The sequence below is a fragment of the Xanthomonas sp. 3793 genome, from assembly GCF_024806835.1.
Classification (GTDB): Bacteria; Pseudomonadota; Gammaproteobacteria; order Xanthomonadales; family Xanthomonadaceae; genus Xanthomonas; species Xanthomonas arboricola_F.
In genome coordinates this window covers 471,545-496,047 of the sequence record NZ_JANTYU010000001.1, presented here as the reverse complement: position 1 = coordinate 496,047, position 24,503 = coordinate 471,545, and the positions used below count along the sequence as shown (strand labels likewise).

Genomic DNA, 24,503 nt, shown 5'->3' with positions numbered 1-24,503 from the left:
GAGACCGATCGATGACTGCACAGACCCCCGATGTGATGCCTGGCGACGCCGATGCGGCGGCCCAGTACCTGACCTTCCAGCTGGACGGCGAAACCTTCGCCACCAGCATTCTTGGCATTCGCGAAATCATCCAGTACCGCGCCCCGACGCCGGTGCCATCGATGCCGGCCTGCGTGCGCGGGGTGATCAACCTGCGCGGCGCAGTGGTGCCGGTGGTGGACCTGCAGGCGCGGCTCGGGCGTGCCGACAGCGCCATCAACAAGCGCAGCTGCATCGTGATCCTGGCCACCGAACAGGCGCAGGGACCGCAGGTGATCGGGGTGCTGGTCGATGCGGTCAACGCGGTGATCGAACTGGCCGATCAGGACATCGAAGCGGCGCCGGCCTTCGGCACGCATATCCGCCGCGACCTGCTGCGTGGCATGGGCAAGGTGGGCGAGCGCTTCGTGGTGCTGCTGGAGATGGAGCAGGTGCTACAGGTGGACGAGATTGCCGGCAACGCCGACGCGCTGGCTGCCTGAGGGTCGCGTGAGTCATGGCGCGCCATGCCGGTCGATTGAGCGTGCAGGCGACTGTCAGCGTGCAGGGAGCAGACTGCGCAGCGTGAGTCGCCTTGAGCCGTGACCGGGTCGCGTCGGTTGGGCAGCGTACGCAGGCAACAGGTCGCCCGTCGTTTTTCGCCCACGCAACTGGCGACGTACGGTGGCACTCTGGCTCAGATCTCCGAGGGCGCGTCGATGCACGCGTCACGCAGCTGCGTGTGTGGGCGGTCCGGCGTGCCTGGCGTGCACCCACTGCTGCTCACTGCACGAAGTAAGGTTAGTTCAAGCAGCGCAGCGCGAGCGGGTATCAGCCTTGCAGATGCCAGCCGCTGAACCGCTGCACGCGATTGCGTCCAGCGCAGATCGCGCCCTGCAGCGCATGCCGTGCACGTGCCAGCAAGGTGTTGCTGTCGAGCGTCTCGCCGGCGGGCACATCGACCACCCCGATGCTGACGGTCAGCGTACCGGTGGGCCAGCGTGCGGTCTCGACCGCCTGGCGGATGTCTCCGGCAGCCTGCATGGCAGCAGGCGCTGCCGCAGCCGGCATCGCCACGCACAACCGATCGCAGTCGAGCCGCGCCACGATGGCGACAGGCGGCAGCTGCGCTTCGACCAGTCTTGCTGCCTGCACCAGCGTCGCTTCCGCTGCGGCAACGCCGGCTTGCAGCTTGTGCCGCTTGAAGCCATCCAGATCGATCAGCAAACAGCCCAGCGACCATTCCGACCCTGCGGCGCATGGGTCTTGCAGCGTTTGCAGGCCATGCTCCAACCCTGCACGGTTCCAGAGACCGGTGAGCGTGTCGCGCAACCCATCCAGCTCAACCAGCTCGGCCGCACGCCGTAATTCGATGGTGTCCACTACCTGCCGCGCCAGTGCCCGTAACGCTTCGCGCTCGGCACCGGACAGCCGCCGCGGCGTGCGATCGAGCACGCACAAGGTACCCAGCGCAATGCCATCGGACGTCAGCAACGGGGCGCCGGCGTAGAAGCGGATCTGCGGCTCGCCGGTGACCAGCGCGTTGTTGACGAAGCGCGCATCCAGATGCGTGTCGGCCACTTCCATCAGCTGATCGGGCGCAAGGATGGCGTGGGCGCAGAACGACAGCGTGCGTGGCGTCTCGCTCGGCTGCATCCCAATCCTGGACTTGAACCACTGCCGCTGCGTGTCGACCAGCGAGATCAGCGCCATCGGCGTGCGGCATAGCGCAGCGGCATCGGCGGCCAGCGCGTCGTACTGCGGCTCGGGCGCGGTATCCAGCAGCCGGTAGGCGTGCAGCGTGGCCAGGCGCTCGTCTTCATTGGCCGGTGCGCGCGCACCCAGCAAGGCGCCAACGTCGCCCGGCAACAAGGTCGCGTGGATCAGGTGCAACGCGGGTGCGTCTGGAAGCTGCATGCAAGGCCTTTGCAACAAGCGCCGTCAAGGCGATCAAATGTCTGCATCAATGGTCGCTGCCATCGCGTGCGCCATACCGTCCGTTGAAACGTCGGCTACCCCCGGCGGCCGACGTTTGAAGATCTTGCCACATCGGCAGGCGGCGGTAAGCGCTGGCGATTCCACTCCGACGCCGCAGTCCTGCCAGCCTCGGGCGTGGCAGTCATTCGCCCTGGCCGGCATTGCCCTTGGGGCGGCGGCTGTGCTCGTCATGCACTTTCAGGTCTTCCTGGCCCGGACGCTGCTTGGCCGCCTCGTCCTGCTTGCGCGATTCCTGGCTGTCGGAAACGCCGCTGGCGTCGTCGCCGGCATTGTCGGGTTGGCGCTGTTGGTTGCTCATGGCGAAGGGTCCGCTGTGATGGAGAGGCGGACGTTAGCGCGCGCGATGTGATACCGGCGGCATGGCCTGCACCCCGGCCGTCCGGCTGGCTTGCATCGGCAGAAACGAAAGAGCCCCGGACGTGGATGTCCGAGGCTTTTGGTTCGATGCGGTGGTGGAGCGGAAGGGGATCGAACCCTCGACCTTCGCGATGCGAACGCGACGCTCTCCCAGCTGAGCTACCGCCCCACGTGCTTGGATTCTAACCACATGCCGCGCGGTTCGCCAATGCGGCCGGCAGCGGACCGCGCCAACCGACGCACCAGCGCCAGGAATTACTCGCGCACCAGCGGGAACTTGAGGTCCGGGTTCTTGGCCTTCCATTCCTTGTACGACACCGAGCCTTCCCAGGCCGCGAAGGCCTTCGGGGTACGGCCACGGCCGGACCAGGTCTCGCCGGTGTGCGGCAGTTCGTACTTCGGCTTCACTTCGCTACGGCCGCTCTTGACCACTTCCTTGCGCGCAGAGGTGGCGCCCAGGTAGGACGCGATATCGTTGCGCTGCTTGGTGTTGAAATGGCCGGCAAACTGCTCGAGCAGCGACACGATGGTGGCATGCGCAGAGGATGCCTCGCTCGCGCGCTCGGTTTTCTCCTGTTCTTCCAGCTTCTGCAGCTCGTCCAGCAGCTTGGCTTTGGCTTGCGCGATGGAATCCAGTTTCGAAGAAGTATTGCTCACAGAGGTATGGCCTCGGAATAAAGAGTGGAGACGCCGCCCTAGGGCGAGCGCCATTATGGCATGCGGCCCGGGGGAGACCGCTGCGTGTGCTGGTGCTTGCACGTGGCGTGAACAGCGCTTTTCACAAGCGCTGCTCGGCCGCCTTCGCATTGTCGTTGCGGGCGCTGCCCAGCTTACACGCAGGCCAGCGACCCCGGCCATGAAGATACAGGAGCACGCAACGAGCGAGGACACGTGGAGCACCGGCCCACGCGCCTGTGATCGCTTTGTTGTCGACGGAATCGATGCGCTGCGGTTCCGGAGCAAGGCGCATGCGATGAACACCTGGGGACGGTGCGCCGGTCGCATTGCCGCTGCCGTGGTCGGAATGACCCAGGCTGCACCGTACCGATGGCTTCAGCTTGCGCAATGTGCCGGAGAAGTCGCGGCGCCAGCGCAAGGGCCCGGGGGCAGGGATCGATCGTCTTCAGCAAGACCTGGCCCGTTGGGCAAGACAAGGACTGACCCGAACGCGTCGCCAGCAGCGCACCGCACCTGGGAACAGCCCGCATCGCTGCGGGCTGTTGTCGTCTGCGTTCGCCTCACGCGGGGCCTATGGCGCCGTGGTGTCGGCCAGCAGCGGCATCAGCTGCGCTTCCAGCATCTGGCGACGCCACTGGCCCAGTGCGGCGGGCCAGCTGTGCTGCTCGATCAGGGTTTCCAGATGCCGGCGCGAGGCGAGCAGACCATCCGGTAAGCCAAGCTCGCGGCTGCGCTGCGCCACCGCATCCTGCAAGCGCCTGAGCACGGCCTTGTTGCCGTCGGTGGCGGCCTGCGCCAGCGGTGCGGTGTCTTCGTCGGGCAACGGCGTGTTGAGCGCGTCCCACACCGCATTGGCGAGTTTGCGTGGCGCCTTGGGAAACTTGTCGAACTGGCGCAGCAGGGCGTCCAGATCGGCCGGCGGAAACCGCGCCAGCTGGCTGGCCAGTTCGTTGTCCAGGATCCAGCTGCGCGGGCGGTCGCTCTGACGCGCCTGCAGGTCGCGCCAGCGCAATAGCCGCAGCAGCCGACGTTGCGCCGCCGGCTCCAGAAACTGTGCAGTGCGCAGGCTTACATGCGGCCAGCGCTCGCCGTCATCGTGCTCGACCGTGGCGAGCAGGCGCTCGGCGTCTTCGGCCAGCCAGCCCAGGCGATCCTGTTGGGTAAGGAGGGCGGTGAGCTCGTCGTGAATCGCGAACAGGTAACGCACATCATCGGCGGCGTATTCCAGTTGCGATGCCGACAGCGGGCGACGCATCCAGTCCGAGCGCGTCTCGCCCTTGCTCAGCAAGGTGCCGGTCACTTCCTGCACCAGCTTCTGATAGCCCATGCCGCCGCCTATACCGGCCAGCGCGGCAGCGATCTGGGTGTCGAACAACGGCCGCGGCAAGACGCCGCATGCGCACCTGAAGGTGACCAGGTCCTCGCTGGCGCTATGCATCACCTTGACGATGTCGGTGGCGGTCAACCACTCCTTGAGCGCTTCGTTCATGCCCGGGATCAGCGGGTCGATCAACAGGATCTCCTCGCCGATGGCCATTTGCACCAGCGCCAGTTGCGGCCAGTAGGTGCGTTCGCGAATGAACTCGGTATCCAGGCCAATGCGGGACGGACGCGATGCCTGCAGGCGTTCGCTCAGCTCGGAGGGGTGGGTGATCCAATGGGGCACGTGATTTCCGTCGACAGCGAGGTTTGCGCAGAACGCGCAGAATAGCCTAACGTCGCGATCGCCTGTCGTGCGGCAGAGCACTGGAAGGAGCAGGTGGTGGGCAAGTGCGGCAACCGGATCGCGGCGTGGGCATTGGTCGTGCTGAGCATATGCGCCTGTTCGCGTGCCCCCGCGCCGGCGCCTGCCGCTGCGCGACAGCCGGTAGCGCCCGCGCAAGCGAGCAAGCCGAATGTGTCCATCGGTGGCGAAGAATCCGCCGAGACGGTCGCGCAGTGGCAACCGCCGACGGTGGATCTGGGCGAGGAGCCAGTGGCGCAGGCACGCAAGCGCGCCGACCAGGCCTTGCAGGACGACCGCCTGTATCGCGATGCGGACGATGCGATCCCGTTGTACCTGGCAATCGAACAACGCAGCGGCGGCAAGGATGCGGCCAGTCGGCGCGGCCTGGAACAGGCACGCGCGCGCTTGATCGAACGCGGCCGGGCGCTGGTTGCACAGACCGATCGGCAGGACGATGCGCTCGAACAGGCGCGCGAGCTCGCCATCGTGGCCCTGGCGCTCGCACCCAAGGACCCGAAGGTACGCGCCTTGCAGAGCGAGGTGGAAACTGCGCAACGCGTGCTCGGTTTCAATCGCGCCGGTGAAGAAGACCTGCGCGGTGGTCGCCTGGGCGAAGACGGCAATGGCGCGCTGGCGAATTTTCGCGATGCCGCGCAGCTGGACCCGGACAACCCACGCACACGCCAGGGACTGGCCGCCGTGGAAAGCAGCCTGCTGGAACGTGCCGAACTGGCTGCCGACGCCGCCGATTTCATCGGCGCACGGTACTGGTTGCAGATGGCCGGGCAGGTGCGCGACCGCGCGCCCACCATCGCCGACGCACGCGCGCGCATCGAGCGCACCCGGCGCGGGCAGATCGCGGCCTTGCACGATGCCGGGCTGCACGATCTGACCTCGCCGCGCGGGCTCAAGGCCGCCGGCGAGAAACTCGCCGAAGTGCTGCGCATTGCCGACCCCGGCGACCCGATGGCCGGCGATCTGCGGCGTCGCCTGGAATTGGCCACCCACTACGGCAGCTTCCGCCCCGGACAGGTCTTCACCGACGGGCTCAAGGTCGGTGGCCGCGGGCCGCAGATGATCGTGGTGCCGCATGGCGCGTTCCAGATGGGGGCGGGCGATGCCGAGCCGGGCGCATCCGACAACGAGCGCCCGGCGCACTACGTGCGCTTTGCGCGCGGCTTCGCGCTCTCGATCACCGAGGTGACGGTGGCCGAGTTCCGTCAATTCGTCGAAGCCACCGGCGCGCGTCCTCGCGCCACCCGGCGCGGCCATTCAGTGGTGTACGACGAGCGCAGCGGCAATTTCATCCGCCGCAGCGGCGTGGACTGGCAGTCCGACTACAACGGCGCGCAGGCCGCGCCCAACAGCCCGGTCATGCATGTCAGCATCCGCGACGCCGAAGCCTATGCGTCATGGCTGTCCGAACAGACCGGACGTCATTACCACGTGCCCAGCGAGGCCGAGTTCGAGTACGCGGTGCGCGCCGGCACCACCGGGCGCTATCCCTGGGGCAATGCCGGCTCGCCGCCGCTGGATGCGGGCAACTTCACCGGCGGCAACGATGTCTCGCGCAGCGGCCGGCACTGGAATAACGGCTTTGTCGGCTACGGCGACGGCTTCTGGGGCCCGGCGCCGGTCGGCAGCTTCCGCGCCAACGCCTGGGGCCTGCACGACATGGGCGGCAACCTGAGCGAGTGGGTGGCCGACTGCTGGCATGCCAGCTACCGTCGCGCGCCGGCCGACGGTGCGGCGTGGTTCAACCCCGGCTGCCGGCAGCGCATGATCCGCGGCGGCAGCTGGGCCAATTCGCCGCAGCAGACGCGGGCGGCCTGGCGGCAATCGCAGGACTCCGATACCACCAGTGCGCGCATCGGCTTCCGGCTGGCACGAGGGATCTAGGCGCGCGGGGTGCGGGGAATGTGGCGCGGGAGTGGCGCCGGGTCGCATGGCTTAACCGCAGCGAACACTCGCCTGCTCCAGGCCGGAACCGTTGGCGCGGACCGAGGTCGAAGCGCCAGCGCTTCTGAAGGACTGCTGCGATGGGCATGGGGATCAAACTGTTTCGTTGGGTCGTGGCAATCCTGCTGATCGGCGGCAGCGGTTTCGCCGTGGCGCGGCATATGCAGGACGGCAACATCGCCGGGCATTACCGTTCGGTGGAAGTGGTCCGTCCGGAAGGCGCACCCAAGGCGATGGTGGTGCTGTTGCCCGATAGCGGCCATCCGCAGCAGGCGCAGCAGCTTGCCGACATGCTGAGCAACGACGGCGCGCTGGTGGCAGTGATCGATACCGCCAGCTACCGCGAACGCGTGCGCTCGCACCGCGCCGCGTGCAGCTCGCTGGCCGACGACGCCGAGCGGCTGGGCAAGAAAGTGCTGCGTGCCGAACACGTGGATGCGTTCCTGCCGCCGGTGCTGGTGGGGCAGGGCGATGGCGCCGTGCTGGCGCGTCAGGCTCTGGCGTCTGCGGCGCCGGACGTGCTCGGCGGCGCGGTGGTGGCCGACGCCGGCACCAAGGATGCGGGCCTGGCCTGTTCGCGCGATATGCCCGATGCCAACCAGGGCTTCCTGGACGATCTGGTCGACGATGCCAGCCCGGTGCAGATTGCTGCAGCCACGCGCGGCCATTTCCAGGCAGCGCAGGCGCAGGGTCTTGGCGATCTGCCGCTGGTCGAAATGCACGCACCCGGCAGCGACAGGCTGGTGGTGATGCTGTCCGGCGATGGCGGCTGGCGCGAGCTGGACAAGGGCATTGCCGCGCAGTTGCAGCAGCAGGGCGTGTCCGTCGTGGGCTGGAACAGCCTGCGCTACTTCTGGGCCAGCCGTACCCCGCAGCAGGTCGGCGCGGATCTGGACCGGGTGATCGCCACCTACCAGCAACGCTGGCATATCCAGCACGTGGCGCTGGTCGGTTACTCGTTCGGCGCCGACGTGCTGCCGTTCGCCTATCCGGAAATCTCGCCTCAGCGGCGCGCCTCGGTGCAGTTCGTCAGCCTGCTGGGGCTTGCCCACCAGGCCGACTTCAAGGTCCGTGTCGGCGGCTGGCTGGGCTGGCACAACGATGCCGAGCGCGATGTCGAGCCTGCGATCCAGTCGCTGGATGCGCAGCGTCTGCAGTGCATCTACGGCAGCGAAGAAAAAGACACGCTGTGCCCGGAGCTGCGTACGCGCGGCGTGGACGTCGTGATGCGGCCCGGTGGGCATCACTTCGATCACGATCCGGTGGTGCTGGCCGGCGTGCTGATGCAGGGCTGGCAGCGTGCGGTGCAGACGCCCAGGCCCAGCCGGGGGTGAGGGGCGACGCGATGCCAACGGCACACGAGCGAGTTGACAGGTGGAGTGATCGAACACCTTGGATACATCAGTTGCGGAGCAGCTGATCTGCGAGTTTGCTGCAGGGCCCTTGCCCGCCCACCCTCGCGGGACACGCTGCAAGTACGTCCTTGCAAGCTCTAGCGCGGCATCCATGCCGCTTAAGTCCCGCGACGGTGGGCGGGCAAGGACCAGTCGAGTGTGTCGGTGTGCATGTTTTCAACAAAGCAACCGACTCACTCTCTGGTGCGGTGTCCTCGCCGCTTGCGGGACCGATGGCGGCATGGATGCCGCCATCGAGCCTCCATTGACGGATTCACGGCGTGTCCTGCAAGCGGTGAGGGCACCGCGCATTCGACTCACTCAGCGGTTGACCTGCACGTCTGACTGCATCCACCAAGGCGCGGCCGACAAAACCGCTGCACTCACTGACAGGCAAGCGCTCGCTAGGTTTTTCAGCCGCTCTCAGTCATCGCCGCGTTCGACGCGCACCTGGATGCTGCCATCGGCCAGTTGCGCACGCAGGCGCTCGCCCGGCGTCACGTCGGCGGCGCTGCGCACCACGCCGCCATCGGCGGAGCGGGTCACGATGGCGTAACCGCGCGCCACGGTGGCGAGCGGGCTGACCGCTTCCAGCGAGCGCGCCAGCCCGCGCAATCGCAGTTGATCGTGCTGCAGCCGCCGTTGCATGGCCGCCTGCGGGTGCAATGCGCGCAGCCGCTGCTGCAAACTGGCCAGATTGCGTTGCGGGTTGTGCGCCTGCAGGTGCGTCTGCCCGCGTTGTACGCGGGCCTGCAGACGTTCCAGCAGCTGGGTCATGCGCGCTCGCAACTGCCGGCCGGCCTCTTCCTGGCGGCGCTGCAGCAGCTGCAAGCGCGCCTGCGGGCTATGTGCACGCAAGCGCAATGCCAGCCGGTCGGCGCGTTGCATCGCATTGCCCAAGGCATGTTGCTGCAGCTGGGCGATGCGCGCGTGTGCGCGCCGCACCCGTGCCACCAGTTCGCGCTGGTCGGGCACCAGCAATTCGGCCGCCACCGACGGCGTCGGTGCACGCACGTCGGCGACAAAATCGCTGAGGCTGAAGTCGGTCTCGTGACCGACCGCCGACACCACCGGCGTCTGCGCGGCGGCAATCGCACGCGCCAGGCGTTCGTCGTTGAACGCCCACAGATCCTCCAGCGAGCCGCCGCCACGGGTGATCAGGATGACGTCGTAACGCCCGGAGGCATCGGCGCGCTGCAGCAGCGAGGTGACTTGCGCTGCTGCACTGTCGCCTTGCACCAGCGACGGCAACAGATCCACTTCCAGCAGCGGAAAGCGCCGCGCCAGCACGCTGAGTACGTCGCGCACCGCTGCGCCGCTGGGCGAGGTGATCACCGCCAGCCGCCGCACGTGGGCAGGCAAGGGCTGCTTGCGCTCGGCATCGAACAGGCCTTCTGCCGCAAGCCGCGCGCGCAGTTCGTCGAAGGCCCGCCGTAACGCGCCTTCGCCGGCTTCCTCCATATGGTCGAGCACCAGCTGGTAGTCGCCGCGTGCCTCGTACAGGGTCAAACGGCCGCGTGCGAGCACGCGCAGGCCTTCGCGCGGTTGAAACTTCAACCAGGTGCTCTTGGGCTTGAACATCGCGCAGCGGATCTGCGCGCGCGCATCCTTGAGCGTGAAATACAGATGGCCCGAGGACGGGCGGGTGACGCTGCTCAGTTCGGCTTCCACCCACACCAGCGGGAAGCTTCCTTCCAGCAGGTCGCGCGCCAGCGTATTGAGCTGGCTGGGAGTGAGGATCTGTTGGTTGCGGTCGGCCATCGCGGCATTATCCCGTAGTGGCGCACGCCATGGGTGAGCACATTGGTCTGTGCGTCAAAGACCGTGCTGTGCCAGTGCCCAGCCCACGTGTTCGCGCACCAGCTCGGAGGCATCGTGGCGACGCGCTTCCAGTGCCGCCAATACCTCCGGCGTACCTGGCGCATTGCCCATGCCCACGGCGATGTTACGCAGCCAGCGCGCGTGGCCGCTGCGGCGGATCGGGCTGCCTTCGGTACGGCGCAGGAACTCGGCTTCGTCCCAGGCAAACAGCTGCGGCAGCGTCGCCACATCCAACTCGTTGCGGGCGCGGAAGTCGGCCTCGTCGGTGCGCTGGGCGAACTTGTTCCACGGGCAGATCAGCTGACAGTCGTCGCAGCCGAAGATGCGGTTGCCGATCGGCTTGCGCATGTCTTCGGGAATCGGGCCATCGTGCTCGATGGTGAGATAGGCGATGCAGCGGCGCGCATCCAGCCGATACGGCGCAATGATGGCCTGGGTCGGACAGATGTCGATACAGCGCGTGCAGGTGCCGCAGTGCGCGGTGGCGGGCGTGTCGATGGGCAATGGCAGATCGAGGTAGATCTCGCCCAGAAAGAACCAAGACCCGCCATTGCGGTCGATCAGGCAAGTGTGTTTGCCGATCCAGCCCAGCCCCGCGTTGCGCGCCAGCGCGCGCTCCAGCACCGGAGCGGAATCGACGAACACGCGGTAGCCGAACGCACCGATCTCGCCCTGGATGCGCTCGGCCAGTTTCTGCAGCCGGTTGCGCATCAACTTGTGGTAATCGCGGCCCAGTGCATAACGCGCCACGTAAGCACGGGTGCCATCGTGCAAGGTCGTCCAGGCCTCGCTGTCGTCCTTGCGGCCGTAATCCATGCCCACCGACAACACCCGCAAGGTGCCCGGCACCAGTTCCTGCGGACGGGAGCGCTTGTCGCCGTGCTGGGCCATCCAGTGCATCGTTCCGTACAGGCCTTCTTCCAGCCAGCTGCGCAGGTGCGCCTCGTCTTCGCCCAGCTCGATGCCGGTGATGCCGCAGCGTTGAAAGCCCGCTTCGCGTGCAAGCGCACGGATGCGCGCGGCAGCGTCGGTGGGGTCGGGGCGGGTGACGGCGGCAGACATGGCGGCAAGTATAGAATTCCCGACATGTACGCACCGCTCGCTCTTTACGACACCGCTGCCGCGCGCACGCTCGATGCGCAGGCCACCACGCTGCTGGGTGGCGATGGCTACACCTTGATGCAACGCGCCGGGCAGGCGGCCTGGCAATGGTTGCTGGAACGCTGGCCGCAGGCGCGCCGCATCGTGGTGGTGTGCGGCACCGGCAACAACGGCGGCGATGGCTACGTGCTTGCGCGGCTGGCGCAGCGGGCCGGGCGCCGAGTGTGCGTGGTGCATCTGCCCGAGTACGGCCCGGCCTCGGCGCTGTCCCAGCGCGCCTGCACCGACTATCTGGCGGTTGGCGGTGCGATCGAGCTGTTTCCATACGCGCTGGCGCAGGCCGATGTCGTCGTCGATGCGCTGTTCGGCATCGGCCTGAACCGCGCCCCGGATGCGCAGACTGCCGCGTTGATCGAGGCCATCAACGCGGCAGGCGCCCCGGTGCTGGCGCTGGATGTGCCCAGCGGGATCGATGCCGACCACGGCGTGGCGTTCGGGACCGCGGTGCGCGCGCATAGCACCTTGCAGTTCATCGTGCCGCACATTGGCCTGTATACCGGCGACGCACTGGACCATGCGGGCGAACGCGGCATTGCCTCGCTGGACGTGCCGGCCTCCGCCTTCGATGGGCTACAGCCGGCCGCACACGGTTGGGGCATCGATGCATTGGCCGCGCAGTTGCGGCCGCGCCGGCGCAATACGCACAAGGGCGAATCGGGGCGGGTACTGTGCGTGGGCGGCAATCTCGGCAGCGGCGGCGCGATCATGCTGACCGCCGAAGCCGCCTTGCGCAGCGGCGCCGGGCTGGTGCAGGTCGCCACCCGCGCCGAACATGTCGCCCCGCTGCTGGCGCGCTGCCCCGAAGCCATGGTGCGCGCCACGCAGGCCGACGACGACATCGCCGCACTGGCCGGAGCCGCCGATGTCGTTGCGCTTGGGCCGGGCCTGGGCCAGGACGACTGGGCACGGGCGTTGTGGCAGGGCGTGCTGGGGTCGGACAGCGCCTTGGTCATCGATGCCGATGGCCTCAATCTGCTGGCGGCCACCGCCGCACCACGGCGCGGCCCGCGGGTACTGACACCGCATCCCGGCGAAGCAGGGCGGCTGCTGGGACTGCCCACCGCGCAGGTGCAGCGCGATCGCCTGGCCGCTGCTGCCGCGCTGGCCCAGCGCTTCGATGCGGTGGTGGTGCTCAAAGGGGCCGGCACGGTAGTGGCTGCCCCGCATGTGGTCCCGCGCATCATCGACGCCGGCAACCCCGGCATGGCCGTCGGCGGCATGGGCGACCTGCTGACCGGGGTGATCGCCGCATTGCTGGGGCAGGGTTGGTCGGCCTTCGATGCCGCCAGCCTTGGCGCGTTGCTGCACGGCTGTGCCGGCGATGCGGCCGCGCGCGATGGCGAGCGCGGCCTGTTGCCTACCGATCTGCTGCCGCAGCTGCGTCGCCTCGCCAATGCCGGAGCCGACGCATGAATCAGCTCGATGCACATCTGGCCGACGCCGAGGCGACCGAAACGCTAGGCCGCGCCCTGGCAGCGGTGCGGCCCGCCACGGCCATGGTCCAGCTGCATGGCGACCTGGGCGCGGGCAAATCCACGCTTGCGCGCGCGTTACTGCGTGCGCTTGGCGTCACCGGCCCGATCCGCAGCCCGACCTACACCCTGGTCGAGCGTTATCCGCTGAGCAGCGGCGACGAAGCCTGGCATCTGGATCTGTACCGCATCGGCAATGCCGGCGAGCTGGATTTCCTAGGCCTGGACGAGGGTAGTGCCAGTTTGTGGCTGGTCGAATGGCCGGAGCGCGGCGCAGGCATCCTGCCGCCAGTGGATCTGGATGTGGAACTGGCCGTGGATGGCGATGGGCGCAGCGTAAGGCTGCTGGCTCGCAGCCCTGCCGGACGCGACTGGCTGCATGCCGCGGCCCAACAGGCCGAGTTGCAGCCCTTTTTTGTCAGCGGACAAGAAGAATGAACGCCAGGTTACGGATTATTAAGGGAAATCACCTTGCAATTCACGCAGTTGGATGATTGAATCCAGCGCCATGACACCGGGGATCCGACACTTCTGCGCTTACGCCCTGACCGCCAGCCTCAGCCTGGCGGTTTTTGCTGCGTGGGCCGGCGAGATCAAGAGCGTCGGCGTCAGTACCGGCGCCACCGGCACGCGTGCAGAAATCCAGCTGGCCGGCAGCGGCGGGTTCAAGACGCTGTCACTGGCCAACCCCAATCGCTTGGTGGTGGATTTCCCGGAGTCGGCAGCCGCACGTGGCTTGAAGTTGCCGCCGGCCAACGGCCTGGTCACCTCGGTGCGCACCGGGCAGCCGGTGCCGGGCACGTTCCGGGTGGTGTTCGAGCTGGCAAGCCCGGTGACCGCGCTCAAGCCGCAGATGCAGACGCTGGGCAGTGCTTCGACCCTTGTGATCGAGTGGCCGGGCGATCCGGCGCCTGCGGCTGCCACTTCCGTTGCGGCCAGTACGCCTGCCGCACTGCCGCCGCCACGTCCGCTCAACGCACAGGCCGAGGCCGCGCGTGCAACCGCTGCCCTGGCCGCGTCAGCGCAACGTGCCTTGTCCGTGCCGTCAACACCGCCGCCGCCGTCAGCGCCGGCCGTCGTGCCTGCGGCGGCGATGCCGACGGTCACGCCCGCAGCCGTGCCAACCACGGTTGCCACCGGTGTGCCGACGCCGCGCCCGGGAACGCCCGCTGCTGCCACGCAGGCGGCTGCGGTCGGCAATCCAGCCAATCGGGTCGCCATGAATCCCGCCACGCCTGCGGCCGGTGCAACGTCCGCAGGCGGTGCATCCGCCGCTGCAATTTTGAATGGCGGCAGCACGCCGATGGCAGTTGCCGGCGCCGGCGCCGTGGTCTCCGGTACTGCGCCCGGCGCCGTTGCAAACGACGATCTGCCACCGCGCCCGGTGCTGCCCAGCGAGGCATCGCGCGTCAAGATGGCGCCGGGCATGCGGCCGTTGATCGTCGCCATCGATCCCGGCCACGGCGGCCAGGATCCGGGTGCGATGGGCCCGACCGGCAAGCGCGAAAAAGACGTGACCCTGGCGGTCGGCCGCGAACTGGCACGCCAGATCAACGCCACGCCCGGTATGAAGGCGTACCTGACCCGCGACACCGACGTGTTCATTCCATTACCGATGCGCGCGCAAAAGGCGCGGGCTGCGAAGGCCGACATCTTCATTTCCATCCATGCCGATGCTGCAGAAAATCGCAGTGCGACCGGTTCGTCGGTCTACGTGCTGTCGACCAAGGGCGCCTCATCGCAACGCGCGCGCTGGTTGGCCGATAAGGAAAACGCCGCCGACCTGGTCGGTGGCGTGCGTCTGCAACAGACCGAAAGCACGCTGGCCAATGTGCTGCTGGACCTGGCGCAGAGCGGCCACATGAAGGCCTCCGAGGATGCCGCCGGCCATGTGCTCGGTGGCCTCAAGCGCATCGGCAACAATCACAAGCCGCAGCTGGAACGCGCCAATTTCGCAGTGCTGCGCACCTCCGACATGCCGGCGATGCTGGTCGAAACCGCCTTCATCTCCAACCCGGATGAAGAACGCCGCCTGATCGACCCGGCCTACCAGCGCAAGATCGCCGCCGCCGTGCTGGATGGCATCGATACCTTCTTCACCCGTCAGCCGCCGCCGGGCACCTTGTTCGCCGCGCGCGCGCAGGCCGAGGCCGATGCCGTCGGCACCGTGGCCGGCGGCAGTCGCTGACCCGCTCGGCTATCATTCCGTACTGATTCCCTGAGCGACGGCGCCTGCGCGCCGCCGGATTGCCGTGCCGACGTTCGTCTTGCCTGCCACCCCCGACATCCACCCTGTTTTGCGCTGCCAGCGCTCAAGCGCGCGCTGATGGCGATCCGTCAGTTGCCCGAGATCCTGATCAACCAGATCGCTGCCGGCGAAGTGGTCGAGCGTCCCGCGTCGGTGGTCAAGGAATTGGTCGAAAACGCCCTCGATGCCGGTGCCACCCGCGTGGACATCGATCTGGAAGAGGGGGGCGTGCGCCTGATCCGCATCCGCGACAACGGCGGTGGCATTACGCCCGATGAGCTGCCGTTGGCGGTGTCGCGGCATGCCACCAGCAAGATCGCCTCGCTGGACGATCTGGAAACTGTCGCCACGCTCGGCTTCCGCGGCGAAGCCTTGCCTTCGATCGCCTCGGTCAGCCGCTTTACGCTGATCTCGCGCCGGCACGATGCCGAACACGGCTCGGCGCTGCAGATCGAAGGCGGGCGGCTTGGCGAGGTGACACCGCACGCGCATGCGCCCGGTACCACGGTGGAAGTGCGCGAGTTGTTCTTCAACGTGCCGGCACGGCGCAAGTTTCTGCGTGCCGAGCGTACCGAGCTCGGGCATATCGAAGAGTGGCTGCGCTCGTTGGCATTGGCGCGCCCGGATGTGGAATTGCGCGTGGCGCACAACGGCAAACCGTCGCGCCGCTACAAGCCAGGCGATCTGTATTCGGATGCGCGGCTGGGCGAAACCTTGGGCGAGGACTTCGCGCGGCAGGCCTTGCGTGTGGATCACAGCGGCGCCGGCCTGCGGCTGCATGGCTGGGTCGCGCAACCGCATTACTCGCGGGCCAGTACCGACCAGCAATATCTCTACGTCAACGGCCGCTCGGTGCGTGATCGCAGCGTGGCGCATGCGGTCAAGATGGCCTACGGCGACGTGCTGTTCCATGGCCGCCAGCCTGCGTACGTGCTGTTTCTCGAGCTGGACCCGGCGCGCGTGGACGTCAACGTGCACCCGGCCAAGCACGAGGTGCGTTTCCGCGAAGCGCGGCTGATTCACGACTTCGTCTATCGCACCTTGCAGGATGCGCTGGCACAGACGCGCGCCGGCGCCACGCCCAACAGCATCGGCAGCGATGGCGCCGGCTACGCGGCCGCTGGCGGAATGGGCAACCTCGTTGGCGGCGGTTCCGCAACCCATGCCGGCGCATCCGGCAGTGGCGGCGGCTTGGGCAGCTACGCCAACTGGACGCCCTCGCAGACGCCATTGGGCCTGCGTGTGGACGAAGCGCGCGCAGCCTATAGCGCGTTGTATGCGCCGCCGTCGGGCCATGCGCAGCAGTCCGCCAGCGTGCCGCAGTTTTCCGGGGCCGGTTTGCCAGCGACGGCCGAAGACAGCGGCGTGCCGCCACTGGGCTATGCGGTGGCGCAATTGCACGGCATCTACATCCTGTCCGAGAACGCCGAAGGCCTGATCGTGGTGGACATGCATGCCGCGCACGAACGCATCGGCTACGAACGGCTCAAGAACGCGCACGACAGCATCGGCCTGCATGCGCAGCCGTTGCTGGTGCCGATGACGCTGGCAGTGGGCGAACGCGAGGCCGACACCGCCGAACGCGAAGCCGAGACGCTGGCGAGCCTGGGCTTCGAGATCACCCGCGCCGGCCCGCAATCGCTGCACGTCCGCAGTATTCCGGCCTTGCTGGCCAATGCCGAGCCGGAGGCGTTGCTGCGCGATGTGCTTGGCGACCTGCGCGAGCACGGCCAGAGCCGCCGCATCGCCAGCGCGCGCGACGAACTGCTGTCGACCATGGCCTGCCACGGCGCGGTGCGCGCCAACCGTCGCCTCACCGTGCCGGAAATGAACGCCTTGCTGCGCGATATGGAAGCCACCGAGCGCTCGGGTCAGTGCAATCATGGCCGACCCACCTGGGCTCGGTTTACGCTGAGCGATATCGATCGTTGGTTTCTCAGGGGGCGGTGATGGCGGTGCACATGGGGAAGGGCTGGCTGCTCGGCATGCTGGTGGTCGCGACGCTGGCCGGATGTGGGCGCGATGCGCCGCCACCGGCCGCACCGGTTGCCTTGGACAAGACATTTCTGGCCGACAATGCCGCCTGGCGCGAAAGCCGGATCAACGAACTGCGCGCCCCCGATGGCTGGACCAGCCTGGTCGGTCTGCATTGGCTGTCGCTGAAGGCGCATTACATCGGCAGTAGCGCCGATAGCGGCATCCAGCTTGCGGTCGGGCCGCCGAAGATGGGCATGGTGTCCAGCGAGGGCGGGGCGGTGTGGTTCGTGCCCGAACGTGGCGCCGCGCTTACCGTGGGTGGCAAGCCGCTGGCTGGCAGGATCCGCTTCCAGTCCGATCGCGATCCGCAGCCTACGTTGATCCATTTCGACGATGGCAAGGGCGTGCTCAGCCTGATCCATCGCGGCGACCGCTACGCACTGCGGGTCAAGCATGCCGACGCGCCCTCGCGCAGCCAGTTCGCCGGGCTGGAGTACTGGCCGACAGATCCCTCCTGGCGCATCGACGCACGTTACGTCCCCAACGATGTCGGCAAGACCATTCCGATCGTGGACATCGTCGGCATCAGCAGCGAGCAATCCAATGCCGGCGCCGTCGAATTCGAGCGCGACGGCAAGACCTATCGCCTGGAGACGATCGGCGAACCCGGGCGGCCGGCGTTCGTCGTGTTCGCCGACCGCACCAGTGGGCACGGCAGCTATCCGGCCGGGCGCTTCCTGGATCTGGACGTGCCGGATGCGTCCGGTCATGTCGTGGTGGACTTCAATCGCGCCTACAACCCGCCCTGCGCGTTTACCCCCTTTGCAACCTGCCCGTTGCCGCCGCCGGAAAACCGGATCGATCTGGCGGTTGCTGCCGGCGAGAAAACCTACAAGGTGCCGCACTGACGTGATGAGGTGGACCCGGTGAGAGGTGATGCGATGAGCGTGCGCCTGCGCGCGCGTGTTGCCGCGTGGTGCGGCGGGGCGATGATCGGTCTGGCGCTGTGGGGTGGGGGGATGGCACCGGCCTGGGCGCGTGGTGCCGACCGGGCGCCTGCCGGCCCGCCGGTGCCGCTGCTGTGGAAGGTCGATGGCAAGGGCGGCACGCTCTACCTGCTGGGCTCGTTCCACGTGCTCAAACCCAGCGATTACCCGCTGTCGCCGGATGTGATGCAGGCATTCGCCAAGGCCGACCGTCTGCTGTTCGAGCTGCCGCCGTCCGATGCGCAATCGCCGCAGCTGGCCACCCGCATGCTGCAAGTGGCACGACGCACCGATGGTCGCACTCTGCAGGATGTGCTGGATGCAAAGACCTGGCAGGCACTCAGTGCCTACGCGCGCAAGTACGGCATGTCGATCGATGCCTTGCAGTCGCTCAAACCGTGGTTCGTCGCACTGTCGGTCAGCCTGGCCGAAATGACCCGGCAAGGCATGGACCCGAACGCGGGCCTGGATCATTACCTGATGGATCAGGCGCAGGCCAGGGGCAAGCCCGCCGACGGCCTGGAGCGCGCCGAAGAACAGATCGCCCTGCTGGATGGCATGTCGCCCACCGAGCAGCATCAGCTGCTGGAAGAGGCGCTGGACGAGGCCGATACCACCGATCAGCTGCGTCGGCTGCATGCGGCCTGGCGCGATGGCGACGTGCACACGCTATCGACGCAGATGGCCGAAGACATGCGCCGTCAGTATCCGGCGCTGTATCAGGACATCAACGTCGAGCGCAATGCGCGTTGGGTGCCGCGGCTGGAAAAACAGCTGGGCAAGCACAGTGGAACCACCCTGGTGGTGGTGGGCGCCCTGCATCTTTTGGGCAACGACGGAGTCGTGGAGCGCTTGCGTGCGCGTGGCTACCACGTGCAGCGGATGTGCTCGGCCTGCGCGCAGCAGGCCGGCCACTAATCAAGCGTCTGGTCGCGCCTCCAGCCGCTCAGGCTGGAAGGCGCGAGGAGCGAGCTCATCCGCGGTTGCGTGCCTTGCCGGTGGTGCTGCTTGATGCGCCACCGTGCGTGCCGGTGCCCATCGGGCCACTGCCCATGCTGCCGGCGCCAGGCGGCGTCGGCGGCGTGCCGGGGCCGCCCGGACGACCGAAACCGGCGCCGAAGTTGCGCTGGAATTCCTGCCACAACTCCAGGTTGCGCTCGGTGAGCTGGTTCATCATCGCCCACGGGGTCTGCCCGAGCAGGTTGCCCATCTGCTGGCGGAACTGCTGCTGCTGGTCCAGGAACACCTGCATGCTGCGTTCCAGGTAATTGCCCATGAAGCCCTGCAGCGAGTCCCCGTAGAAGCGGATGATCTGGCTCAGCAACTGGGTGGAGAGCATCGGCTCGCCGTCCTGTTCGCGGTCGGCGATGATCTGCAGCAAGACGGCACGACTTAAATCTTCGCCACTCTTGGCATCGCGGACTTCGAACTCCTCGCCGTCGATGATCAACTGGCGCACATCTTCGATGGTGATATAGCTGGAAATCTCGGTGTCGTAGAGACGGCGATTGGGATACTTCTTGATGATGCGAAGTCCGGCCATGGAACGTTCACTCACACTGATAGTGCGCGCAGGATGGCGCAGCGCAGCAGCGGTTGCAACAGCCAAACGGCCTTATTTGCTTAAGCGGACACATTAAAAATGTTGCGCAGCATGGTTTTTATGCAAAATCCATGCTGCACCGCAAAGTTGCAGCAAACGTTACCAGCCCATGTGGTGGCCGCCGTTGATGTCCAGATTGGATCCGGTGATCCAGGCAGCCTCTTCCGCCACCAGGAATGCCACCGCGTAGGCGATCTCTTCCGGGCGGCCCAGCCGCCCGGTGGGGATATCGGCCACGATCTTGGCGCGTACCTCTTCCGGCACCGCCATGACCATGTCGGTGGCCACGTAACCGGGCGAGACCGTGTTGACGGTGACCCCGAAGGCGGCGTTCTCGCGCGCCAGCGAAATGGTGAAACCGTGCATGCCGGCCTTGGCCGCGGCGTAATTGGCCTGGCCGTACTGGCCCTTGAGCCCGTTGATGGAACTGATCTGGATGACCCGGCCCCAGCCACGCTTGCGCATGCCTTCGATCACCGGGCGGGTGACGTTGAACACCGAATTGAGGTTGGTGTTGATGACGTCGTGCCACTGCTCGGCGGTCATGCGGTGGAAGGTGGTGTCGCGGGTGATGCCGGCATTGTTGACCAGGATCTCGATCGGCCCCAGCGATGCCTCCACCTCCTCGACCAGGGCGCGCGCATGCTCGGAGGAGGCTACATCGCCACGGAACAGGGCAAATGCGTAACCCTGCGCCTGCATGCGCTGCTGCCAGTCGCGCGCCTTTTCGTCGTTGCGGAAGTTGCTGGCCACCTTGTGGCCCTGGTCGGCCAGGCGCTTGCAGATGGCGGTACCGATACCGCCGGTGCCGCCGGTGACCAATGCGACGCGAGATGTCATGACGACTCCATTAAGCGGGGAAGGCCGGAGGATCGGGGTGCCGGCGCAGACGCCGCGCCCGGATGCCGGTGCTGGGTCGCAATTCTAGTCACGCCCGGGCAGCGATGCGCGCCCATCGCTGCCCAGGGTGGCGGTGCGCGGCAGCAGCTCGGGCGAAAAATGCTGCACGGCATGCCGCAGCAACGCATCGATGCCTCCCTGCTGCGGCAGGGCCGACGGCGGCTGGCCCAGCGCCTGCCAGGCGGCATGCAGCGCCGGCAACGGGTCGGTGTCGTCCAGTGCGGGCGCGCCGTGCGATTTGGATAATTTGCGGCCATCGGCATCCAGGATCAGCGGCAGGTGCAGGTAGCGTGGCTGGGGCAAGTCCAGGGCGCGTTGCAGCAGGAGTTGGCGCGGGGTGGAGTCGAGCAGGTCTGCGCCGCGTACGACATCGGTGATGCCCTGCGCAGCATCGTCCACCACCACCGCCAACTGGTAAGCCCAGTAGCCATCGGCGCGACGCAGCACGACATCGCCGACGTCGGCGTAGACGTCCTGCCGTACGTGGCCTTGTAGCGCATCGTCGAAGCCGACCGGGCCCTGGGGCGGCACGCGCAGGCGCACCGCGCGCCGGTCGCCCAGCGCCGCCACGCAGGTGTGGTGGATACCGCCCATCCGGGCCAGATCGGCGCGACTGCAGCTGCATTCGAACGCCAGCCCGCTCGCCAGCAGTGTGGCGATTGCGTCGTTGTAGTGCGCATCGCGGTCCGATTGCCGGATCACCGGCAGGTCGGATGTCAGCCCGAACGCGGCCAGGCTGTGCAGCTGGCGTTCGGACGCGCCCGGCTCGGCGCGTGGCGGGTCGATGTCCTCGATGCGCACGCACCACTGCCCACCGGCATGACGGGCGAGCAACCAACTGCCGAATGCCGCCAGCAGCGAGCCGAAGTGCAGGGGGCCGGTCGGGGAGGGCGCGAAGCGGCCGCGGTAGGGAGGGTGTGGCATAGACAGCTGAATCGTCGGTCAGGTGCTTGCTTGATTTCAAGCCGCGACGGCCGCAGATCCGCAGCAGGTCACCCCCGATGAGTGGAGCAAGCGCGTCATGTTCAACCGCATTTTCCTGTTCCTGCTGACCAACCTGGCGGTGTTGTTCCTCGCCAGCATTGTGATGTCGGTATTGGGCGTCAATTCCGCACAGATGAGCGGCCTGCTGGTGATGGGCGCCATTTTCGGTTTCGGCGGCGCGTTCGTCTCGTTGCTGCTGTCCAAGTTCATGGCCAAGCGCAGCACCGGCGCGCAGGTGATCACCGAGCCGCGCACACCGACCGAGCGCTGGTTGCTGGAGACGGTGCGGCGTCAGGCGCAGGCCGCCGGCATCGGCATGCCGGAAGTAGCGATCTACGAGGGCCCGGAAATCAATGCCTTCGCGACCGGCGCCAATCGCAACAATGCGTTGGTCGCGGTCTCCACCGGGCTGCTGCAGAACATGAGCCAGGACGAAGCCGAGGCAGTGCTCGGCCACGAGATCGCCCACGTCGCCAATGGCGACATGGTGACAATGGCGCTGCTGCAAGGTGTGTTGAATACCTTCGTGATCGTGTTGGCGCGTGTGGTCGGCGGCGTCATCGACAGTGCCCTGTCGGGCAACCGCGAGGGCGGCCGCGGCTTTGCGTACTACATCATCGTGTTCGCGCTGGAGATGCTGCTCGGCATGTTCGCGACCATGATCGCGATGTGGTTCTCGCGCCGCCGCGAGTTCCGCGCCGACGCCGGTGGCGCGCAGCTGGCCGGACGCAACAAGATGATCGCCGCGCTGGAGCGGCTGTCGCTCAACCATGGCCAGAGCACCTTGCCCTCGCAGGTGCAGGCGTTCGGCATCTCCGGTGGCGTCGGCGACGGCTTGCGTCGCCTGTTCCTGAGCCACCCGCCGCTGAGCGAGCGCATCACCGCGCTGCGGGCGGCCAATGCTGCGGCACTGTAAGCGGCATCCGAGATCGCGGCGGCTCCGTGTGATGCGGAAGCCGCTGCAGCAATCAGCATCGGTCATTGGTGCAACGGCCACATGAGCGTGCCGCCCAGGTTCAACCAAACAGTGCCCGCTGCATGACCTGGGCGGAAACCGGTCGACCAGGTATCGGGTTGAAAGACAACAAAAAACCCGCGCATTGCGGGTTTTTTGTTGTTCTGTGTGACCGGTTTCGGTTGGATCAGCCGAATTCGTAGTTCATCAGCGGGCCGGTGGGTGCGACGAAATCTCCCTGCACATAATCCACGCCCGCGCTGAAGAAGCTGCTCATCGACTGCGCATCGGCCACGAATTCGGCCACGGTCAAAATGCCGGCCGGCTGCGCGCGCGAGGTGATTTCGCGGATCTTTTCCTGGCTCTCGCGCGCCGAGGCGACGTCGCCGGTGATGCCGCGGTCCAGTTTGAGGAAGGCCGGCTGGAAATGCGCGAGCAGCTGGAACGAATCCAGACCCGAACCGAACTGCTCCAGCCCGACCTTGCAGCCCATCGCCGACACCGCCGCCAGAAACTGTTGCGCATTACGCAGATGCGTAAACACCTTCGATTCGGGCGTCTGCAACCACAGGCGCTCGCCCGGCACGCCGTACACCGCCAACTGCTCGCGGATGGTGTCGATCATCTGCGGGTCGGAGAACGAGTTCGGCCCGATGCGCACCAGCAGGTGCGTAGTGTGTCCCGCACGTTGCCGCTCGCCGAGCTGACGGATGGCGCGCGCCACCACCCAGCGGTCGATTTCGGTGATCAGGTCGTGCTCTTCGGCGATGGCCATGAAGGCATTCGGCGACATCATCTCGCCGTTGCGATCCAGGCGCAGGAACGCCTGATACAGCTCCAGCGGCTCGCCCTGCAGATTGAGCACCGGCTGGTAATGCAGCAGGAACCCATCGCCGACCAGCGCCTCGCGCAGCTGCGCGACCCAACGCTCGATGCGCTCTTCCTCGGCCCGGTCGGCAGCGGCCGGGTCGTAGATGCTGACCGCGTTACCGCCGAGTTCGGCAGTGGTACGCACCGCTTCGGTCCCGCGATTGAGCACCTGGCCGATGCTGGCGATCTTTTCGCCGATCTGCACGCCGCCAATGCTCACCGTGACCGTGGCCGAGCGCGAGCCGACGCTGAAAACATGCTGCGCGAATGCATCGCGCACCGTTTCCGCCAGCGCGTGGGTACGTGCGTAGTTGCCGTCCAGCAACAGGGCAAAGCTGTGCTCGCCGAAGCGTGCAGCCACCACGCTCTCATCGACGATGCCGGCCACGTGCGCGGCCATGGCCGCGATCAAGGCGTCGGCCGAGTCCAGGCCGATCTCGGGAAGGATGCGGCTGTAGTGATCCGGCTCGATCAGCAGGAAGCCGGACTGGCCTTCGCTGCGGCCGGCGCGCGCCACCGCCTGTTCCAGCGCCACCATGAAGGTGGGGCGGTTGAGCAGGCCGGTGACCTGGTCGCGCTGGCGCAGGTCTTCGACCTCGCGCGCCAGTTCCGGGTCGAACTCCTCGCGGCGGCGGAACACCACCTGGATGCACGGCTCGCCTTCATACGTGGCGGTGGCAAATTCCATCGTCGCCGGGAAGGTGTCGCCTTCCAGCCGGCGTGCGTCGACCTTGTACTGCGCCGGCGGCGGCTCGCCCTTGGCCATGGCCTTGAGCAGTTGCTTGAAGTCGTCCACGTATTGCGCGGCGATCATGTCCAGCAACGACACGCCCTCGACATCGTCGAACGACTCGAAGCCGAACATCTCCAGATAGGCCTCGTTGGCGCGGATATGCATGCCTTCGTGCACGTAGGCGATGGGGTCGCGCGAGGAGGCGATCAGCGCATCGCAGCGCCGCTCGGTTTCGCGCATCTGCGCTTCGATGCGGCGCAGGCCGCGACGCGCCTGCAGGTCGGCCCACTCCGAACGCACCAGGGCCAGCAGATGTTCCGGACGCTGGCGCAGCGCGATCGCACGGATACCATGCGCAGCGGCCTCGACCACTGCATTTTCCTCGATGCGCTCGGCCAGCAGGATGATCGGAATGTCCTTGCCACTGCCGGCGATCTGCGCCTGTAGCGCGCTCATCGGCACCTGCTGGGCCTGGCCCTGGATGGCCAGATCGATCTGGCCCGACAGCATGCTGGCCAGTTCCTCCTGGTTTTGCGGCCGCGACGGACGTACCGCGATGCCGCCGTTGCGCAGCGCGGTGACGATGGTCTCGGCACTCTCCACGCTGTCATCGACGATCATCAGGCGGAGGGTGAGATCTTTGCCTTTTTGCATGCGCGGCTC

The 24,503-nt window shown here is 67.2% G+C and carries 20 protein-coding genes, 1 tRNA gene and 1 pseudogene; 11 read left to right on the top strand and 11 right to left on the bottom strand.

Annotation, left to right across the window (positions count from 1 at the left end; translation table 11 throughout):
• Nucleotides 1-11: 11 nt before the first annotated feature.
• On the top strand, nucleotides 12-521 hold the full coding sequence (locus FHY18_RS02085; RefSeq protein ID WP_259150672.1) for a chemotaxis protein CheW: 510 nt from the start codon (nucleotides 12-14) through the stop codon (nucleotides 519-521).
• Nucleotides 522-849: 328 nt separating this feature from the next.
• Here the strand turns inward: FHY18_RS02085 and FHY18_RS02080 are convergent, their stop codons facing one another.
• The 4 genes from FHY18_RS02080 to FHY18_RS02065 form a co-directional block, all read right to left on the bottom strand.
• Nucleotides 850-1,935 carry a diguanylate cyclase gene (locus tag FHY18_RS02080; protein WP_259150670.1) on the bottom strand — a complete coding sequence of 362 codons (1,086 nt, stop codon included), beginning with the start codon at nucleotides 1,933-1,935 and terminating at the stop codon, nucleotides 850-852.
• A 202-nt stretch (nucleotides 1,936-2,137) separates the two neighbouring features.
• On the bottom strand, nucleotides 2,138-2,314 hold the full coding sequence (locus FHY18_RS02075; RefSeq protein ID WP_259150666.1) for a hypothetical protein: 177 nt from the start codon (nucleotides 2,312-2,314) through the stop codon (nucleotides 2,138-2,140).
• Between the two features lie 152 nt (nucleotides 2,315-2,466).
• Nucleotides 2,467-2,542 (bottom strand) — tRNA-Ala (locus FHY18_RS02070).
• Between the two features lie 86 nt (nucleotides 2,543-2,628).
• On the bottom strand, nucleotides 2,629-3,030 hold the full coding sequence (locus FHY18_RS02065) for an H-NS family nucleoid-associated regulatory protein (RefSeq protein ID WP_259150665.1): 402 nt from the start codon (nucleotides 3,028-3,030) through the stop codon (nucleotides 2,629-2,631).
• 332 nt (nucleotides 3,031-3,362) lie between these two features.
• On the opposite strand from FHY18_RS02065, the pseudogene FHY18_RS02060 reads away from it, so the two are divergent.
• Nucleotides 3,363-3,527, top strand: a pseudogene (locus tag FHY18_RS02060) (DNA polymerase LigD); the annotation flags it as partial.
• Nucleotides 3,528-3,622: 95 nt separating this feature from the next.
• On the opposite strand, the gene rnd reads toward FHY18_RS02060, so the two are convergent.
• Complete coding sequence (gene rnd, locus FHY18_RS02055) at nucleotides 3,623-4,717, bottom strand: ribonuclease D (RefSeq protein ID WP_259150664.1); 1,095 nt, start codon at nucleotides 4,715-4,717, stop codon at nucleotides 3,623-3,625.
• 93 nt (nucleotides 4,718-4,810) lie between these two features.
• Between rnd and FHY18_RS02050 the strand changes: the two genes are divergently transcribed.
• Together FHY18_RS02050 and FHY18_RS02045 are read left to right on the top strand one after the other, a co-directional pair.
• Nucleotides 4,811-6,676, top strand: coding sequence for an SUMF1/EgtB/PvdO family nonheme iron enzyme (locus FHY18_RS02050; protein WP_326521191.1), 1,866 nt, complete (start codon nucleotides 4,811-4,813; stop codon nucleotides 6,674-6,676).
• 140 nt (nucleotides 6,677-6,816) lie between these two features.
• Entirely contained in the window at nucleotides 6,817-8,070 is a 1,254-nt protein-coding gene (locus FHY18_RS02045; protein WP_259150659.1) for a virulence factor, read from the top strand.
• Nucleotides 8,071-8,553: 483 nt separating this feature from the next.
• Here FHY18_RS02045 and xseA read toward each other — a convergent pair whose 3' ends face one another.
• Nucleotides 8,554-9,891 (bottom strand): exodeoxyribonuclease VII large subunit, encoded by a 1,338-nt coding sequence (xseA, locus tag FHY18_RS02040; protein ID WP_259150658.1) that lies wholly within the window; start codon nucleotides 9,889-9,891, stop codon nucleotides 8,554-8,556.
• A 54-nt stretch (nucleotides 9,892-9,945) separates the two neighbouring features.
• Nucleotides 9,946-11,013, bottom strand: coding sequence for a tRNA epoxyqueuosine(34) reductase QueG (gene queG, locus FHY18_RS02035; protein ID WP_259150657.1), 1,068 nt, complete (start codon nucleotides 11,011-11,013; stop codon nucleotides 9,946-9,948).
• Nucleotides 11,014-11,037: 24 nt separating this feature from the next.
• Between queG and FHY18_RS02030 the strand changes: the two genes are divergently transcribed.
• From FHY18_RS02030 to FHY18_RS02005, 6 genes are all read left to right on the top strand, one after another.
• The gene (locus tag FHY18_RS02030) at nucleotides 11,038-12,525 is read left to right on the top strand and encodes an NAD(P)H-hydrate dehydratase (protein ID WP_259150656.1); all 1,488 of its coding nucleotides are present in this window, start codon (nucleotides 11,038-11,040) and stop codon (nucleotides 12,523-12,525) included.
• Nucleotides 12,522-13,022: a tRNA (adenosine(37)-N6)-threonylcarbamoyltransferase complex ATPase subunit type 1 TsaE gene (gene tsaE, locus FHY18_RS02025; protein WP_259150655.1), complete on the top strand. Its 501-nt coding sequence runs from the start codon at nucleotides 12,522-12,524 to the stop codon at nucleotides 13,020-13,022. Before FHY18_RS02030 ends, tsaE begins: the two co-directional genes overlap by 4 nt.
• Before the next feature lie 70 nt (nucleotides 13,023-13,092).
• Nucleotides 13,093-14,772, top strand: a complete 1,680-nt coding sequence (locus FHY18_RS02020) for an N-acetylmuramoyl-L-alanine amidase (RefSeq protein WP_259150654.1) — start codon at nucleotides 13,093-13,095, stop codon at nucleotides 14,770-14,772.
• Between the two features lie 138 nt (nucleotides 14,773-14,910).
• On the top strand, nucleotides 14,911-16,782 hold the full coding sequence (gene mutL, locus FHY18_RS02015) for a DNA mismatch repair endonuclease MutL (protein WP_259150653.1): 1,872 nt from the start codon (nucleotides 14,911-14,913) through the stop codon (nucleotides 16,780-16,782).
• A complete protein-coding gene (locus tag FHY18_RS02010; protein ID WP_259152458.1) occupies nucleotides 16,782-17,717 on the top strand; it encodes a DUF1684 domain-containing protein in 936 nt (311 codons plus the stop codon). Before mutL ends, FHY18_RS02010 begins: the two co-directional genes overlap by 1 nt.
• Before the next feature lie 33 nt (nucleotides 17,718-17,750).
• Complete coding sequence (locus FHY18_RS02005; protein WP_259150651.1) at nucleotides 17,751-18,713, top strand: TraB/GumN family protein; 963 nt, start codon at nucleotides 17,751-17,753, stop codon at nucleotides 18,711-18,713.
• A gap of 55 nt (nucleotides 18,714-18,768) precedes the next feature.
• Here the strand turns inward: FHY18_RS02005 and phaR are convergent, their stop codons facing one another.
• From phaR to gluQRS, 3 genes are all read right to left on the bottom strand, one after another.
• Nucleotides 18,769-19,338, bottom strand: a complete 570-nt coding sequence (gene phaR / locus FHY18_RS02000; protein WP_259150650.1) for a polyhydroxyalkanoate synthesis repressor PhaR — start codon at nucleotides 19,336-19,338, stop codon at nucleotides 18,769-18,771.
• A gap of 159 nt (nucleotides 19,339-19,497) precedes the next feature.
• Entirely contained in the window at nucleotides 19,498-20,238 is a 741-nt protein-coding gene (locus tag FHY18_RS01995) for a beta-ketoacyl-ACP reductase (RefSeq protein WP_259150649.1), read from the bottom strand.
• Between the two features lie 84 nt (nucleotides 20,239-20,322).
• Entirely contained in the window at nucleotides 20,323-21,222 is a 900-nt protein-coding gene (gluQRS, locus tag FHY18_RS01990; RefSeq protein WP_259150648.1) for a tRNA glutamyl-Q(34) synthetase GluQRS, read from the bottom strand.
• 97 nt (nucleotides 21,223-21,319) lie between these two features.
• Here gluQRS and htpX point away from each other — a divergent pair, with 97 nt between their 5' ends.
• Complete coding sequence (gene htpX, locus FHY18_RS01985; protein ID WP_259150647.1) at nucleotides 21,320-22,198, top strand: protease HtpX; 879 nt, start codon at nucleotides 21,320-21,322, stop codon at nucleotides 22,196-22,198.
• Between the two features lie 226 nt (nucleotides 22,199-22,424).
• Here htpX and FHY18_RS01980 read toward each other — a convergent pair whose 3' ends face one another.
• A complete protein-coding gene (locus FHY18_RS01980; protein WP_259150646.1) occupies nucleotides 22,425-24,494 on the bottom strand; it encodes an EAL domain-containing protein in 2,070 nt (689 codons plus the stop codon).
• Nucleotides 24,495-24,503 lie beyond the last annotated feature (9 nt).

What these genes read in the sequence shown, in the direction of transcription:
- FHY18_RS02085 (WP_259150672.1), top strand. Translation starts at nt 12, where the DNA reads ATGACTGCACAGACCCCCGATGTGATGCCTGGCGACGCCGATGCGGCG.
- FHY18_RS02080 (WP_259150670.1), bottom strand. Translation starts at nt 1,935, where the DNA reads ATGCAGCTTCCAGACGCACCCGCGTTGCACCTGATCCACGCGACCTTG.
- FHY18_RS02075 (WP_259150666.1), bottom strand. Translation starts at nt 2,314, where the DNA reads ATGAGCAACCAACAGCGCCAACCCGACAATGCCGGCGACGACGCCAGC.
- FHY18_RS02045 (WP_259150659.1), top strand. Translation starts at nt 6,817, where the DNA reads ATGGGCATGGGGATCAAACTGTTTCGTTGGGTCGTGGCAATCCTGCTG.
- xseA (WP_259150658.1), bottom strand. Translation starts at nt 9,891, where the DNA reads ATGGCCGACCGCAACCAACAGATCCTCACTCCCAGCCAGCTCAATACG.
- queG (WP_259150657.1), bottom strand. Translation starts at nt 11,013, where the DNA reads ATGTCTGCCGCCGTCACCCGCCCCGACCCCACCGACGCTGCCGCGCGC.
- FHY18_RS02030 (WP_259150656.1), top strand. Translation starts at nt 11,038, where the DNA reads ATGTACGCACCGCTCGCTCTTTACGACACCGCTGCCGCGCGCACGCTC.
- tsaE (WP_259150655.1), top strand. Translation starts at nt 12,522, where the DNA reads ATGAATCAGCTCGATGCACATCTGGCCGACGCCGAGGCGACCGAAACG.
- FHY18_RS02020 (WP_259150654.1), top strand. Translation starts at nt 13,093, where the DNA reads ATGACACCGGGGATCCGACACTTCTGCGCTTACGCCCTGACCGCCAGC.
- mutL (WP_259150653.1), top strand. Translation starts at nt 14,911, where the DNA reads ATGGCGATCCGTCAGTTGCCCGAGATCCTGATCAACCAGATCGCTGCC.
- FHY18_RS02010 (WP_259152458.1), top strand. Translation starts at nt 16,782, where the DNA reads ATGGCGGTGCACATGGGGAAGGGCTGGCTGCTCGGCATGCTGGTGGTC.
- FHY18_RS02005 (WP_259150651.1), top strand. Translation starts at nt 17,751, where the DNA reads ATGAGCGTGCGCCTGCGCGCGCGTGTTGCCGCGTGGTGCGGCGGGGCG.
- phaR (WP_259150650.1), bottom strand. Translation starts at nt 19,338, where the DNA reads ATGGCCGGACTTCGCATCATCAAGAAGTATCCCAATCGCCGTCTCTAC.
- FHY18_RS01995 (WP_259150649.1), bottom strand. Translation starts at nt 20,238, where the DNA reads ATGACATCTCGCGTCGCATTGGTCACCGGCGGCACCGGCGGTATCGGT.
- gluQRS (WP_259150648.1), bottom strand. Translation starts at nt 21,222, where the DNA reads ATGCCACACCCTCCCTACCGCGGCCGCTTCGCGCCCTCCCCGACCGGC.
- htpX (WP_259150647.1), top strand. Translation starts at nt 21,320, where the DNA reads ATGTTCAACCGCATTTTCCTGTTCCTGCTGACCAACCTGGCGGTGTTG.
- FHY18_RS01980 (WP_259150646.1), bottom strand. Translation starts at nt 24,494, where the DNA reads ATGCAAAAAGGCAAAGATCTCACCCTCCGCCTGATGATCGTCGATGAC.